A 17215-nucleotide genomic window follows, 5' to 3' on the forward strand; every position below is an offset into this window, starting at 1 on the left:
CGGCGAATCGAGTCTCCGCGTATCGGCATGACGACGTGTATGGGGAGCGGTGCGTGAATCGACCCGAGTTCATGCCTGACCATGACTCCGGCACGGACGACGATCGCATCGCGATCGTCGGAGTGTCCTGCCGGTTGCCCTCCGCGCCAGGTCCGGCGGAGTTCTGGCGGCTGCTGCGCGACGGAGTGAGCGCCGTGTCCACGGTGCCACCCGGTCGCTGGAGCGCGAACACCGAGCCGGGGCCCGGCGAGCACGGCGCCTTCCTGGACGCGGTCGACCGGTTCGACGCCGGCTTCTTCGGGATCTCGCCCCGCGAGGCCCGTGCGATGGACCCCCAGCAGCGGCTGATGCTGGAACTCGGCTGGGAGGCGCTGGAGAACGCGCGTGTCGCGCCCGCGCTCCTGCGCGGTACCGACGTCGGCGTGTTCATCGGCGTGATGGCCGACGACTACGCGTTGCTGAGCCGCCAGAGCGGCGCGGCGGGAATCGGCCACCACTCGCTCACGGGCGTCAACCGCAGCATCCTCGCCAACCGGGTGTCGCACTTCCTCGCCCTGACGGGCCCGAGCATGGCCGTGGACACCGGCCAGTCGTCGTCGCTGGTCGCGGTGCACCTCGCCTGCGAGAGCATCCGCAGCGGTGAGTCGGACATGGCCCTCGCGGGCGGTGTCCAGCTCAACCTCGCCGCGGAGAGCGCCCTGGCGGCCGCGGAACTCGGCGCGCTGTCCCCCGACGGCAGGTGTTTCACCTTCGACGAGCGGGCGAACGGTTACGTCCGCGGCGAGGGCGGCGCCGTCGTCCTCCTCAAGCCGCTGGCGCGCGCCGTCGCGGACGGCGACCACGTGTACTGCGTCATCTCGGGCAGCGCGGTGAACAACGACGGTTCCGGCGAGACGCTCACCACCCCGAGCCCCCGGGCGCAGGAGCGGGTGCTGCGCTCCGCGTACCGGCGTGCCGGCGTGGACCCGGCGAGCGTCGGCTACGTCGAGCTGCACGGCACCGGCACCAGGGTGGGCGACCCCGTCGAGGCCGCGGCGCTCGGCGCGGTACACGGCAGTGGCCGCGCGGACGCGCCGCTGTGGGTGGGATCGGCCAAGACCAACGTCGGCCACCTGGAGGGCGCCGCCGGCATCGTCGGGCTGCTCAAGACCGTACTGGCCATCGAGCACCGGCTGCTGCCGCCGAGCCTGAACTTCGAGCGGCCGAACCCCGCGATCCGCTTCGACGAGTGGAACCTGCGGGTGGTGGGCTCCGCGACGCCGTGGCCGGTGAACGACGGTGATGCCGACGGTGATGCCGACGGTGACGGTGACGGGCGGATCATCGCGGGCGTCTCCTCGTTCGGTATCGGCGGCACCAACTGCCACGTCGTGCTCACCTCCGCCCCCGAACGCACCTCGCCGGCCCCGGTGACCGCCGCCGGGATCGCCGCACCCGAGGGCGTCGAAGAGGCGCCGGCCCCGGTGACCTGGCCGCTGTCCGGCCACACCGAGGGCGCGCTGCGGGCGCAGGCGGCGCGGCTCGCCCGCCACGTCAGGGAACGGGAGGACCTCTCGACCGGCGACGTGGCCTTCTCGCTGGCGACGACGCGGGCCGGTCTGCGCCATCGAGCGGTCGTCGTCGGCGACGGACGCGAGCAACTGCTCCACGCGCTGGACGCACTGTCGGAGGGGCGCTCCGCGCCGGGAGTGGTGCGCGGCAGGACCGAGGTCGAGTCCGCTTCCGGTGGTGTGCTGTCCGACCGGGTGGAGCGCCTCGATCAGATGCGCCTCGTCCTCGGGCTCGGTCAGCACACCGCGCCCCTGGCCGGCGTGTGGCAACGCCCCGGCCAGCACGTCTTCGTCTTCCCCGGTCAGGGATCGCAGTGGGCCGGGATGGGGGCGGAGCTGCTCGACTCCTCCCCGGCGTTCGCCGCCGCCATGGCGGAGTGCGAGGCGGCACTGGCGCCGTTCGTCGACTGGTCGCTCACGAGCGTCGTACGAGGAGAGCCCGGCGGCCCGCCCAGGGAGCGCGCCGACGTGATCCAGCCCGTGCTGTGGGCGATCATGGTCTCCCTCGCGGCACTGTGGCGGTCGTACGGTGTGGAACCGGCCGCGGTGGTGGGCCACTCGCAGGGGGAGGTCGCCGCCGCGTGCGTCGCGGGCGCGCTGTCACTGGAGGACGGCGCCTACCTCGTGACCGCCAGATCGAAGCTGATCACCGAGGTCCTCTCCGGCAGAAGCGGCATGGTCTCGGTGGGACTTCCCCTGGAGATCGTGCGGGAGCGGCTGACCCGCTGGGCGGGCCGCCTGTCCATCGGCGCCGTGAACAGCCCGTCCTCCGTGGTGGTGTCCGGGGACAACGAGGCGCTGGCCGAGATGACGGCCGAGTGGGCCGACACGGTGCGGATGGGCCGGGTCAACATCGACTACGCCTCGCACTCCTCCGTCGTCGAGCAGATCGAGGAGCGCCTGGCACCGCTGCTGGCGCCGATCCGGCCGCGCGGCTCGGAGATCGCCTTCTACTCGACGGTGACCGGCGCCCCCCTGGACACCGCCGAACTCGACGGCGACTACTGGTACCGCAACCTGCGCAGGCCGGTCGACTTCCAGGGCGCGGTCGAGCGGCTGCTCGCCGACGGGTTCGGTCTCTTCGTCGAGGTGAGCCCGAACCCCGTGCTGGTCGGCAGCATCCACGAGAGCGCACGGGCCGCCGGCCGTCCGGCGGTGGCCGTCTGCACCCTCCAGAGGCACAACGCGGGGATCTCCCGCGTGCTGACCTCGATCGCCGAGCTCTACGCGAACGGGGTGGAGGTCGAGTGGGAGAGGTTCCTGCCCGCCGCCTCCCGGGTCGAGCTGCCGACGTACGCCTTCCAGCGGGACCGCCACTGGCTGGAGGAGTCCGGCAGGGAACGGGAGCGGACGGCACCGCGGACGGGAGCGGCGGCGACGGACGCCGCGAGGCCGGACGAACCGGGCGGGTCAAACAGGTCCGACGGGCCGAACGAGTCGGACACCGTTCGGCGGCCCGGCTCCGGCGACCCGCTGGGCCTGGTCCGCGACGCCTGCGCGGCGGTCCTAGGCACCTACGACCCCGACGGGATCGACCTCGGCCTGCCGTTCAAGGAGCTCGGCTTCGACTCCGCGATGCTCGTCGAGCTCACGACCCGGCTCGACACGGACGGCGGGCCGGCGCTGACCGCCACCGCCCTCTTCGACCACCCCACGCCGGCGAGACTCGCCGCGTTCCTGGGGTCCACAGCCGCCACCGGTTCCGAACCTCCGCCTCCGGAACCGGTGGCTTCAACTCCCGCGGCCGGCGAGCCCATCGCGATCATCGGGATGGCCTGCCGCTACCCGGGCGGTATCGACTCCCCGGAAAGCCTGTGGCGGCTCGTCGACACCGGCGAGGACGCGGTGTCCGCGCTGCCCGCCGACCGCGGCTGGCGGATGGGAACCCTCGCCGCGGACCATCCCGGAGGCTTCCTCCACAACGCGGGAGACTTCGACGCCGGCTTCTTCGGCATCTCGCCGCGCGAGGCGCTCGCGATGGACCCGCAGCAGCGGCTCGCGCTGGAGGTGACCTGGGAGGCGGTGGAGCGGGCCGGGATCTCGCCCGCGTCGCTGGACGGCACCCGCACCGGCGTGTATCTCGGCGCGATGGCGCAGGACTACGGCGCCCGGATGCACGAGGCGTCCGGAGACGCCGAAGGCTACACGCTGACGGGCACCTCGCCCAGCGTCCTGTCCGGCCGGGTCGCCTACACCCTCGGGCTGGAGGGCCCCGCGATCACGGTGGACACCGCGTGCTCGTCGTCGCTGGTCGGCCTGCACCTGGCCGCGCAGGGGCTGCGGTCGGGGGAGTGCTCGCTCGCGCTGGCGGGCGGGGTCACCGTGATGTCGACGCCCGGCATCTTCCTGGAGTTCGCCAAGCAGGGCGGACTCTCCCCGGACGGGCGGTGCAAGGCGTTCGCCGACGCGGCCGACGGCACGGGCTGGGCCGAGGGCGCCGGCGTGCTGGTGCTGGAACGCCTGTCGGACGCCCGCCGCAACGGCCACCGGGTGCTCGCCGTACTCCGCGGATCCGCGGTCAACTCCGACGGCGCCTCCAACGGCCTGACCGCCCCCAGCGGCGTCTCCCAGCAGCGGGTGATCCGCCAGGCCCTCACCGGCGCCGGGCTCGCCCCCTCGGACGTGGACGTGGTGGAGGCGCACGGCACGGGCACCAGGCTGGGCGACCCGATCGAGCTGCAGGCACTGCTGGCGACGTACGGGCAGAACAGGGAACGGCCGCTGCTGCTCGGGTCGATCAAGTCGAACATCGGTCACACCCAGGCGGCCGCGGGGGTCGCGGGCGTGATCAAGATGGTGATGGCCATGCGGCGGGGGATCGTGCCGCGGACGCTGCACGTCGACGCCCCCACCTCGCGGGTGGACTGGTCGGCAGGCGAGGTCGGGCTGGTGACCGAACGCGCCGGATGGCCGGAGGCCGGGCGGCCCCGCCGGGCCGGGGTGTCGTCGTTCGGTATCAGCGGCACCAACGCGCACGTGATCGTCGAGCAGGTGCCGGACTCCTCCGTCGAGTGGCCGTCCGGGCAGGCCGATCCCTCCGAGCCCGCCGCTACACAGAGCACGACCCCGAGTACGACACAGAGCACGACACAGAGTGCGACGACGGAGGCACCCGCGCCGGTGCCCTGGGTGGTCTCCGGCAAGACCGAGGCCGCGCTCGGCGCCCAGATCGACCGGCTGGCGTCCTTCGCCGCCGAGAGCGGAGCCGATCCGGCCGACATCGGGTACTCGCTGGTGACGGGCCGTTCGGAGTTCGCCCACCGGGCGGTGCTGCTGGCCGGAGCCGACGGTGTGACCGAGATGGCCCGCGGTGTCGCGGGCGCGCCCGGCTCGCTCGCGATGCTGTTCGCGGGACAGGGCGCGCAGCGGATCGGGATGGGCCGCGAACTCGCCGCCCGCTTCCCGGTCTTCGCCCGCGCGCTCAACGAGGTGTTCGCACGACTCGCCGGCAGGCTGGAGAGACCGCCTGTCGAGGTGATGTTCGGCGCGGACGCCGGGCCGCTGAACCGCACCGAGTACGCCCAACCGGCGCTCTTCGCGATCGAGGTGGCGCTCTTCCGCCTGGTCGAGTCCTGGGGCGTGACCCCCGACCTTCTGGTCGGGCATTCGATCGGCGAGATCGCCGCGGCCCACGTGGCGGGCGTGCTGTCGCTGGACGACGCCTGCACGCTGGTCGCCGCCAGGGGCCGGCTGATGCAGCGCCTGCCCGAGGGCGGGGCGATGGTGTCCGTCCAGGCCGGCGAGGCGCAGGTCGAGGCGGCGCTGGAGGACGGTGCCGTCATCGGCGCGGTGAACGGCCCCTCCTCCGTCGTGATCGCCGGAGCCGAGGAGGCCGTCCTGCGCGTCGCCGCGCGCTTCGACGGGGCCAGGCGCCTGCGGGTGAGCCACGCCTTCCACTCGCCGCTGATGGAGCCCATGCTGGCGGAGTTCAGGGAGGTCGCCGAGGGGCTGACCTTCCACCGGCCGAAGACGGCCATCGTCTCCACCGTGACCGGCGCTCCCGTCGACGCCGCGTACCTGTGCTCGCCGCAGTACTGGGTGGACCACGTCACGCGTCCGGTGCGCTTCGCCGACGCGATCCGCGCCGCCGCGGCGGCGGGGGCCACGGTCTTCCTGGAGCTCGGCCCCGACGGCGGGCTGTCGGCGCTCGTCCACCAGAACCTCGCCCCGGAGGCCGGCCGTGACCTCGCCCCGGCCACCGGCCGGAACCCGTCCCCGGAGACCGGCCGGAACCCCGCGGGGACGCCGGAACCGCAGGCGTTCCCCATCCTGCGCAGGGACCGCGGCGAGGAGGCCGCCGCCCTGACGGCGGCCGCCCGGCTGTACGTGCGCGGGACGCCGGTGCGCTGGCCGGAGCTGTTCTCCGGTACCGAGGCTCGCCGGGTGGACCTGCCGACGTACGCGTTCCAGCGGGAACGGTACTGGCCGGACCCCTCGGCGACCGTGGGCGACGTCACCTCGGCGGGACTGGACCGGCCGCGACACCCGCTGCTCGGCGCGGCGGTGGAACTGCCCGACACCGGCGGGTTCCTGTTCACCGGCCTGGTCTCGACGGCCGCGCACCCGTGGCTGTCCGACCACGTGGTGGCGGGGCGGGTGCTGTTCCCCGGCACGGCCTTCGTCGAACTGGCCACGCGGGCGGCCGCCGAGGTCGGATGCGGCCTGGTGGAGGAACTCACCCTCACCGCGCCACTCGCGCTGCCCGAACGGGGCGGCGTGCGGCTGCAGGTCGCGATCGGCGCCGCCGACGGCGACGGAGCCCGGACCATCGGCGTGTACTCCCAGGCGGCGGACGAGCCGGAGGCGCCCTGGACCCGGCACGCCACCGGCGTGCTCACTCCCGGCGTGCCGGGTGTCCCCGACCCCGGTATGGGTGAATGGCCCCCCGCCGACGCCGTCCCGATGGACCTCGACGGTTTCTACCAGCGGCGGGCGGAGGCGGGCTTCTCCTACGGCCCCGCGTTCCAGGGGGTGCGCGCCGTCTGGCGTACCGGCCGGGACGTGTTCGCCGAGGTCGTCCTGCCGGACGGCCCCGCCGCCGACGCGGGTTCCTACGGGCTGCACCCGGCCCTGCTCGACGCCGCGCTGCACGTGGCGTCCCTCACCGGGATCGACGAGGCGAACGGTGGGCTGCTCCCGTTCGCCTGGGCCGGGGTGTCCCTGCACGCGTCCGGCGCCTCGACGCTCCGCGTCCGGATGAGCGGGACCGGTACGGACGCCATCACGCTGGCCGTGGCCGACGCCGAGGGCGGCCTGGTCGCCTCGGTACGCTCCCTCGCGCTCCGGCCGAACGACGTACGGCCCGCGACGCGCACCGGCGGGCCTCTGCTGCGGCTGGACTGGCCGCTCGCACCGGAGTCCGGGAGCGAGGACCGTCCGGCGAGGCGCTGGTCGGTGCTCGGCTCCGACGAACGCGGTCTCGTCGCCGCCCTGCGCGCGGCCGGGCAGACGGCGGATCTCGTACACGAGCCCGACCCGGCCGCGGACGTGACGCTGGTCGAGGTCTCCACACCGGCCGGGGACGACGTGCCGGCCGCCGTACGGTCGGTGACCTCGGCGGTCCTGGCCCGGCTGCGGGAGAGCGGACGCGACGAGCACCCCGACACTCCCGTGATCTTCGTGACGCGTGGGGCGGTCGCCGCCGACGCCGACGCCGAACCGGATCCCGTCGCCGCGGCGGCCTGGGGTCTGGTGCGCTCGGCGCAGGCGGAGAACCCGGGGCGGTTCCTCCTGCTCGACCTCGACGTCGAGCGGGTGACCGGTGAGACGCTGGTCGCGGCGCTCGACTCCGCCGAGCCGCAGATCGCGGTGCGCGACGGTCTGCTCCGGGTGCCGAGGCTCGTCGAGGCCGGCGACGCCGCCTCGTCCACCCCGGACACCTTCCGTGCCGGGTCCGCATCGAGCACTCTTCGTGCCGGGTCCGCACCGAGCACCTTCCGTACCGGGGGCACCGTCCTCGTCACCGGTGGCCTGAGCGGGCTGGGCGCGCTCGTCGCCCGCCACCTGGTGACCGAGCACGGCGTACGGCACCTGACCCTGGCCGGCCGTCGCGGCATGGACACCGAGGGCGCCGCGGAACTGACCTCGGAGCTGACCGCCCTGGGCGCCGAGGTCACGGCCGTCGCCTGTGACGTGTCCGACCGCGAGGCCCTCGCCGAACTGATCGCCGAGATCTCCCCGGAGCACCCGCTCACCGGGGTGGTCCACGCCGCGGGCGTGCTCGACGACGGGCTGGTCGAGTCGCTGACACCCGAGCGGATCGACACCGTGCTGCGGCCGAAGGCGGACGGCGCCTGGCACCTGCACGAACTCACCCGCGATCTCGACCTGACCGCCTTCGTGCTGTTCTCCTCGGTGTTCGGGACGCTCGGCAACGGAGGCCAGGCGAGCTACACCGCGGCGAACGCCTTCCTCGACGCCCTCGTGCGGCAGCGCACCGCCCGAGGACTGGCGGGTCTGTCGATCGGGTGGGGGCCGTGGCGGCAGGACACCGGCATGACCGCCGGCCTCACCGAGACGGACATGCGACGCATGGCACGGGTCGGGCTGCGCCCCCTATCCGGAGAGCAGGGGCTCGCCTTCCTCGACGCCGCGCTGGCGAGCCCCGAGCCGACACCGGTGGCGGCGCGGCTGGACCGGGCCGCACTACGGGCGCGGAGCCACGTGCCGGAGGTCTTCCGCGCCCTGGTACCCGCTCCCATCCGGCGGGCCGCCCGTCGGATGGGGGTCTCCACCGGCTCCGACGCCCTCGGCGCCCTGTCGGGAGAGGAACTCGGCGAGGCCGTCTCCACGCTGGTGCTCGGGCAGGTGGCCGCCGTGCTGGGGCACGCCTCGGCGGACGCGATCTCGCCGCACCTCACCTTCCAGGACCTCGGCCTGGACTCCCTCACCTCGGTGGAACTGCGCAACCGGTTGACCGAGGCGACCGGTATCCGGCTGCCCGCCACCCTGGTGTTCGACCAGCCCACCCCGACGGCGGTGACCGGCTTCATCCGCGAGCGCCTCGACGGCGTCGAGGCGACCCACACGCCCCCCGCGCAGGTCACGGCCCCTCTCGCCGGGGATCCGATCGTCATCGTCGGCATGGCCTGCCGCTATCCGGGCGGCGTCACCTCTCCGGAACAGCTCTGGGAACTGGTCGCAGAGGGCAGGGACGTCATCTCCGACTTCCCCGCCGACCGAGGCTGGGAGGTTCCCGACGCGTCCTTCGCCCGCGCGGGCGGATTCCTGTACGACGCGGCCGAGTTCGACGCCCCGTTCTTCGGGATCTCGCCGCGCGAGGCGCTGGCGATCGACGCCCAGCAACGACTGCTGCTCGAAACCTCCTGGGAGGCCGTCGAACGGGCGGGCATCGACCCGCTCACCCTGAAGGGCAGTCGGGCCGGTGTCTTCGCCGGGATGATGTACCACGACTATCCGTCGACGGGAGACGGCGCACCGGAGGAACTGCGCGGGATCGTGGTCAACGGGACCACGGGAAGCGTGACCTCCGGGCGGGTGTCGTACACGCTGGGCCTGGAGGGTCCGGCGGTCACGGTGGACACCGCGTGCTCGTCGTCGCTGGTGGCGCTGCACCTGGCGGCGCAGGCGCTGCGTTCGGGTGAGTGCTCGCTGGCGCTGGCCGGTGGGGTGACGGTGATGGCGACCCCGGACACCTTCGTCGACTTCTCCCGCCAGGGCGGTCTGAGCTCTGACGGGCGGTGCCGGTCGTTCGCCGACTCGGCCGACGGGGTCGGCTGGTCGGAGGGCGTCGGGGTGCTGGTGCTGGAGCGCTTGTCGGACGCGCGCCGCAACGGCCACGAGGTGCTCGCGGTGGTGCGCGGTTCCGCGATCAACCAGGACGGCGCGTCCAACGGACTGACCGCGCCGAACGGTCCCTCGCAGCAGCGGGTGATCCGTCAGGCCCTGGCCGGAGCGGGGCTCTCGGCGTCGGATGTCGACGCGGTGGAGGGGCACGGGACCGGTACGACGCTGGGTGACCCGATCGAGGCCCAGGCCCTGCTGGAGACCTACGGCCAGGACCGGCCGCAGGACCGGCCGGCACTGCTGGGTTCGATCAAGTCGAACATCGGTCACACGCAGGCGGCGGCCGGTGTGGCGGGTGTGATGAAGATGGTGCTCGCGATGCGGCACGGGGTGCTGCCTCGGACGCTGCACGTGGACGAGCCGTCCTCGCACGTGGACTGGGCCTCGGGCGCGGTGGAGCTGCTGACCGAGCCGGTGGAATGGCCGCGGACGGGCCGTCCGCGCCGGGCCGCGGTGTCGTCGTTCGGGATCAGTGGCACCAACGCGCATGTGATCATCGAGCAGTTCCCCGAGGTCGGTGCCGACGAGGCGCGGCGGGAGCCGGAGGCTCCGCACGGTGAGGTCGAGCCGGGTGTGGTTCCGGTGGTGGTGTCGGGCCGGTCGGCGGGGGCGTTGCGGGCGCAGGCCGGGCGGTTGGCGTCGTTCCTGGAGGGTGAGCCTGATCTCGGGTTCGCCGATGTGGCGTTCTCGCTGGCGACGACGCGGTCGGCGTTCGAGTATCGGGCGGTGGTGGTCGGTGATCGTGAGGGGGTGCTGGCCGGGTTGGGTGCGCTGGCCGGGGACCTGCCGGGTGCGGGTGTGGTGCGCGGGGTGGCAGCGAGTGAGCTGAAGCCGGCGTTCCTGTTCACCGGTCAGGGGTCGCAGCGGGCCGGGATGGGCCGGGAGTTGTATGAGCGGTTCCCGGTGTTCGCGGCGGCGTTGGACGCGGTGGTCGCGGAGCTGGATCCGTTGCTTGAGGGGGTGGAGCGGGGATCGGCCGGAGGGTTGGGTGGCCGGTCGTTGCGTGAGGTGTTGTTCGCCGAGCCGGGGTCGGCTGAGGCTGAGTTGCTGGATCGGACGGGGTGGGCGCAGCCGGCGTTGTTCGCGGTGGAGACGGCGTTGTTCCGGCTGGTGGAGTCCTGGGGGGTGCGGCCGGGTGTGCTGGCCGGGCACTCGGTCGGGGAGATCGTGGCGGCTCATGTGGCGGGGGTGTTGTCGCTGGCCGATGCGTGTGTGTTGGTGGCGGGTCGGGCGCGGTTGATGCAGGCGCTTCCCTCCGGTGGGGCGATGGTGTCGGTGCGGGCCTCCGAGGAGCAGGTCGCCGAACTGCTGGCCGGGCGCGAGGGTGAGGTGTCGGTCGCCGCTGTGAACGGCCCCGCGTCTGTGGTGATCTCCGGTACCGAAGAGGCGGTGCTTGGGGTGGCCGCCGCTCTGGAGGAGCGGGGAGTGCGGACGAAGCGGTTGCGGGTGTCGCACGCGTTCCACTCGCCGTTGATGGACCCGATGCTGGAGGACTTCCGCACCCTGGCCAGGACGCTCACCTACGACCCGCCGCGAATCCCGATCGTGTCGACCCTGACCGGGGAGCAGGCCACCGCCGAGCGACTGTGTTCGCCGGAGTACTGGGTGGAGCAGGTCCGCGGCGCGGTCCGCTTCTCCGACGCCGTCCGTACCCTGCACGACCAGGGCGTGCGCGCCTACCTGGAACTCGGCCCCGACGGCGTGCTCACCGCGATGGCGTCCGACACCCTCGCAGCGCTCGCCGACGTGGCGGCCGGAACCGCTTCAGGTCCGGACGCGCTGCTGGCGCCGGTACTGCGCGGAGGCCAGGACGAGCAGAAGACGATCGTGACGGCGCTGGCCGGGTTGTACGTACGCGGCATACCGGTGAGCTGGCCGGCCGTGCTCCCCGACGCCCGCCGGGTGCAGTTGCCCACCTACGCCTTCCAGAAGGAGCGGTTCTGGCCGAGCGGCAGACGAGGCGGGGACGCGCGGGGTCTGGGGCTTGAGACGGCGCTCCACCCGCTGCTGGGTGCGGTGATGGTGTCACCGGAGTCGGACGGGGTGGTCCTGACCGGGCGGCTGTCGGCGTCGACCCACCCGTGGATTCGCGACCACGAGGTTCTGGGCCGGGTGCTGCTGCCGGGAACGGGATTCGTGGAACTGGTGGTCCGCGCGGGCGACGAGGTCGGCTGCGCGGTGCTGGAGGAACTGGCGCTGCAGGCGCCGCTGGTGCTTCCGGAGACCGGTGGAGTGCGGGTCCAGGTGGTGGTCGACGGCCCCGGTGAGGCCGGCAGGCGCGCGGTCCGGGTGTATTCCCGGGCCGACGGTCGAGAGGGCGGCGACTGGACGCTGCACGCCCAGGGAGTGCTCGCCGAGCGAGCGGAGGAGCCGGGGTTCGATCTGGTGCAGTGGCCGCCGGCGGGTGCGGCCGAGGTGGACGTGACGGGGGCCTACGAACGGCTGGCCGAGGTCGGCTACGGCTACGGTCCGGCGTTCCAGGCGTTGCGCGCGGCGTGGCGGCGAGGGGAGGAGCTGTTCGCCGAGGTCGTGCTGGGTGAGCGGATGGCCACGGAGGCGGGGCGGTTCGGAGTGCATCCGGCCCTGCTGGACGCGGCGATGCACGTGTCACTCATCGATCCCTCGGGCGTGGCGAGCGGTGGGCGGGCGGTGTTGCCGTTCGTGTGGCGGCAGGTGGTGCTGCACGCGGCGGGCGCCTCGACGCTGCGGGTGCGGGTGCGGCATTCGGGCGAGCACACGCTGGTCCTGGACGTGGCCGACGAGAACGGCCGGCCGGTGCTGTCGGCGGGCTCGATGGTGGGGCGTCCGGTGTCGGCGGAGCAGCTGGGCGCGGCAGGGGAGCGGTCCCTGTTCCTGGTGGAGTGGAACCCGATCGAGATGCCCACGGCCGGTTCGGCGCGGGTGACGGAGTGGTCCGCGCTCGCCGCCGACCATGCCTCCGACGTGTCCGGCCCGGCTGTCGGCGCCGATGACTCGATCGCGGTGGTGGACTGCGCGGCGCCGCCGACCGGCGAGACGCCGGACGTGGTGCGCTCGGTGACCGGAGACGTGCTCGAGGCGCTGCAGGCGTGGCTGGAGCGGGAGAGCCGGGGATCGGCACCTCTGGTGGTGGTGACCAGGGGAGCGGTGGCGGTGGGTGAGAGCGCGGACGTGGATGTGAAGGTCGCGCCGGTATGGGGACTGGTGCGGGCGGCCCAGGCCGAGCACCCCGGGCGCTTCGTGCTGCTGGACCTTCAGGAGGACCAGGAACGGGACGCGGCGGTGCGGGCGGCGGTGGCCTCCGGCGAGCCGGAACTCGCGGTGCGGTCGGAGACGTTCCTGGTGCCCCGGCTGGTCAGGATGGCCAGGCCCGAACGGCCCGCCGACGGCTCGGGCCCGGACTCCGTCGAGCCGGCCGACGGCTCCGCCGGGTTGGCTGCGGGGACGGTGCTGGTGACGGGAGGTACGAGCGGACTGGGGGCGTTGCTGGCCCGTCGTCTGGTGACCGATCACGGCGCGCGTTCCCTGCTGCTGGTGAGCCGGCGGGGACCGTCGGCGGAGGGCGTCGAGACGCTGGTGCGGGAGCTGACGGCGCTGGGCGCCGAGGTCCGCGTGATGGCGTGTGACGTCGGGGATCGGGAGTCGCTGGCACGGGTCGTGGAGTCGGTTCCCGACTCGGCTCCGCTGGTGGGTGTGGTGCACGCGGCGGGAGCGGCGGACAACGGCGTGCTGGAGGCGCTGTCACGAGACCGGCTGGAGACGGTGCTCCGGCCGAAGGCGGACGCCGCCTGGCATCTGCACGAGCTGACCAGGGATCTGCCGCTGGAGATGTTCGCGCTGGTGTCCTCGGCCGGCGGGCTGGTCCTGGCGGCGGGGCAGGGCAACTACGCGGCGGCGAACGTGTTCCTGAACGCGCTGGCGGCCCATCGACGGTCGCGAGGGCTGGCGGCGACGTCGCTGGCGTACGGGCTGTGGGATGTGGCCACCGGCATGAGCTCCGAGCTGTCCGACGCCGACCGGGACCGGCTGGCCAGGCTCGGGCTGCCCGTGCTGTCCGCGGCCGAGGGAGTGCGGCTGTTCGACGTGAGCGTGCGGACGGACGCGGCGTTGACGGTACCGCTGCGGGTGGACACGGAGGTGATGCGGGGCCGTGGCGGCGAGGTGCCGGCGTTGCTGCGCGGGCTGGTACCGGCGAGGCGGCCGATCCGGGTGGCCGCGGGGGGCGGCGGAGAGGACGGCTTGCGGCGGCGCCTGGACGGGTTGGACACGGCCGAGCGCCGGCGGGTGCTGGAGGAGCTGGTACGACGGCACGTGGCGGTGGTGCTGGGGCACGCGTCGGGGGATGCGGTGGAGCCCGGTCAGGCGTTCAGCGCGATGGGGCTGGATTCGCTCGCCGCGGTGGAACTGCGCAATCAGCTGGCCACGGCGACGGGGCTCTCGCTGCCCGCGACACTCGTCTTCGACTACCCGACCTCGTACGGCGTGGCGGAGTTCCTGCACGGGGAGCTGTTCGGCTCGGTGGACGCCGAGCGGGCCGAGGTGGGTGTGCTCTCGCCGGTGGTGCGGTCGGTGGCCGACGATCCGGTGGTGATCGTGGGGATGGCGTGTCGTTATCCGGGTGGGGTGTCTTCTCCGGAGGATTTGTGGCGTCTGGTGGTGGAGGAGACCGACGCGATCACCGGGTTCCCGACGAATCGGGGGTGGGATCTGGAGGGGATCTATGATCCGGATCCTGGTCGGGTGGGGACGTCGTACACGCGTCATGGTGGGTTTTTGCATGACGCGGATGAGTTCGACCCTGGGTTTTTCGGGATGTCGCCGCGTGAGGCGTTGGCGGTTGATCCGCAGCAGCGGTTGCTGTTGGAAGTGTCGTGGGAGGCGGTGGAGCGGGCGGGCATCGAGCCGGGGGCGTTGCGGGGGAGCCGGACCGGGGTGTTCACCGGTTTGATGTACAACGATTACGGTCTGGCGTTGGGTAACGCGGCCGGCCGGGTGCACCAGGCGGCCGTCGGTGAGGTGGTCGAAGGTCTCGGCCAGCGTGATGCCGTCGAGGGTTACGAGGGCACCGGGACGGCGCCGAGTGTGGCGTCGGGTCGGGTGTCGTACACGCTGGGCCTGGAGGGTCCGGCGGTGACCGTGGACACCGCGTGTTCGTCGTCGCTGGTGGCGGTGCACCTGGCGGCGCAGGCGTTGCGGTCGGGGGATTGTTCGCTGGCGTTGGCCGGTGGGGCGACGGTGATGTCGACGCCGAACACGTTCATCGGGTTCGCTCGGCAGCGGGGTTTGTCGGTGGATGGGCGGTGTCGGTCGTTCGCGGAGTCGGCCGATGGGGTGGGCTGGGCCGAGGGCGTGGGCATCCTGGTGTTGGAGCGGTTGTCGGATGCTCGGCGCAACGGTCACCAGGTGCTCGCGGTGGTGCGCGGATCTGCGGTGAATCAGGATGGTGCGTCGAACGGGTTGACGGCGCCGAACGGTCCGTCTCAGCAGCGGGTGATTCGTCAGGCGCTGGCGAGTGCGGGGTTGTCGGCGTCCGAGGTGGACGTGGTGGAGGCGCACGGCACCGGGACGCGGTTGGGCGATCCCATCGAGGCGCGGGCGCTGATGTCCACCTACGGACAGGGCCGTGACACCGGAGAGCCGTTGCTGCTGGGGTCGATCAAGTCGAACATCGGTCACACCCAGACGGCGGCCGGTGTGGCGGGAATCATCAAGATGGTCATGGCGATGCGCGAGGGCATGGTGCCGCGCACGTTGCACGCGGACGAGCCGTCCTCGCATGTGGACTGGAGCGAGGGCGCGGTCGAGTTGGTGACCGAGGCACGGGCGTGGCCTCGGGTGGAGCGGTCGCGTCGGGCCGCGGTGTCGTCGTTCGGAATCAGCGGTACCAACGCGCACGTGATCTTGGAACAGTCTCCGGTGCCGGTGGAGGAACCGGTGGACGCCGGTGGTGAGGAGGTCGACGGCGGGACTGTCGCGTGGGTGGTGTCGGGGCGTAGTGAGGTGGCGTTGCGGGCTCAGGCGGAGCGGTTGTTGTCGCACGTGGAGGGCTTGTCCGGGTCGAGGTTGGCTGGGGTGGGGGTGTCGCTGGCGACGGTTCGGTCGGCGTTCGAGCATCGGGCGGTGGTGGTCGGTGCCGGGCGTGCGGAGTTGGTGGGGGGCCTGGCGGCGCTGGCTCGGGGGGCGGCGGATCCGGGGGTGGTGACCGGTTCGGTGCGGAGCGGCGGCAAGGTCGCGTTCCTGTTCACCGGTCAGGGCAGCCAGCGGGCCGGGATGGGTCGGGAGTTGTATGACCGGTTCCCGGTGTTCGCCGAGGCGTTGGATGAGGTGTTCGCCGAGTTCGAGCCGCTGCTTGAGGGGTCGTTGCGTGAGGTGGTGTTCGCCGAGCCGGGATCTGCGGCGGCGGAGGCGCTGGATCGGACGGGGTGGGCGCAGCCGGCGTTGTTCGCGGTGGAGACGGCGCTGTTCCGGCTGGTGTCCTCGTGGGGGGTGCGGCCGGATGTGCTGGCCGGGCACTCGGTCGGGGAGATCGTGGCGGCTCATGTGGCGGGGGTGTTGTCGCTGGCGGATGCGTGTGCGTTGGTGGCGGGTCGGGCGCGGTTGATGCAGGCGCTGCCTGCCGGTGGGGCGATGGTGGCGGTGGCGGCTTCCGAGGAGGAGGTCGTCGAGCTGCTGGCCGGGCGTGAGGGTGAGGTGTCGGTCGCGGCGGTGAACGGTCCGTCCTCGGTGGTGGTCTCCGGGGTGGAGGAGGCGGTGCTTGAGGTGGCCGCCGCCTTGGAGGAGCGGGGGGTGCGGACGAGGCGGTTGCGGGTGTCGCACGCGTTCCATTCGCCGTTGATGGATCCGATGCTGGAGGAGTTCCGGGCGGTGGCCGGGAGGCTGACCTACGGTGCGCCGGAGATCCCGATCGTGTCCACGCTCACCGGGGAGCAGGCGACGGCCGAGCGGCTGTGTTCGCCGGAGTACTGGGTGGAGCAGGTGCGTGGCGCGGTCCGCTTCTCCGACGCCGTCCGTACGCTGCATGGCCAGGGTGTGCGGGCGTATCTGGAGCTGGGCCCCGACGGTGTGCTCACCGCGATGGCCGACGACACCCTCGCAGCGCTCGCCGACGCGAACATCGATGGGATGACGCGCGGGGCTGCGTCAGCGGGATCGGCGGCGGATCCGGACGTGCTGCTGGTACCGGCCCTGCGCAGGGGCCAGGACGAGCAAAAATCGATCATGATGGCGCTCGCCGCCCTGCACGTGCGCAAGGTGCCGGTGAACTGGTCGGCGGCACTTCCTCGGGCCGCCCGAGTGGATCTGCCGACGTACGCCTTCCAGCGCGAACGGTTCTGGCCCGATGGCGTCGGCTCGCAGGTGGGAGACGTGACGGCGGCGGGACTCGCGGCCGCGAGCCATCCGCTGCTGGGAGCCGCTGTGGGAGTGGCCGGTTCGGACGGGGTGTTGCTGACCGGCCGTGTCTCGCTGACGTCGCATCCGTGGCTGGCCGATCACATGGTGGACGGGACGGTGATCTTCCCAGGCACGGGGTTCCTGGAGCTGGTGGTGCGGGCGGGTGATGAGGTCGGCTGTGACCTGGTCGAAGAACTCACCCTGACCGCTCCGCTGGTGCTCGGCGAACGAGACGCGGTGGCGGTGCAGGTATGGGTGAGGACACCGGATGAGTCAGGCCGGTGTGAGGTGAGCATTCACGCCCGCCCTGCGGAGGCCGGGGACGAGGAACCCTGGGTACGGCACGCGATCGGTGTGCTGGCGTCCGACGGCCAGGCCGGGGAGCGGTTCGACGTCGAGGTGTGGCCGCCGAGGGGTGCGTCGGTGGTCGAGTTGGGTGGGTTGTACGAGCGGCTGGCCGAGGGTGGGCTGGGGTATGGGCCGGTGTT

General features: G+C 72.9%; 1 protein-coding gene. It reads left to right on the plus strand.

Features of this window, described 5'->3' with window-relative positions:
• Nucleotides 1-53: 53 nt before the first annotated feature.
• Nucleotides 54-17215, plus strand: a 17162-nt coding sequence (locus AB0B90_RS38355; RefSeq protein WP_362926804.1) for a type I polyketide synthase, incomplete at its 3' end; no start/stop codon positions are given.

The organism is Streptosporangium sp. NPDC049078 (genome assembly GCF_040648855.1).
Taxonomy (GTDB): domain Bacteria; phylum Actinomycetota; class Actinomycetes; order Streptosporangiales; family Streptosporangiaceae; genus Streptosporangium.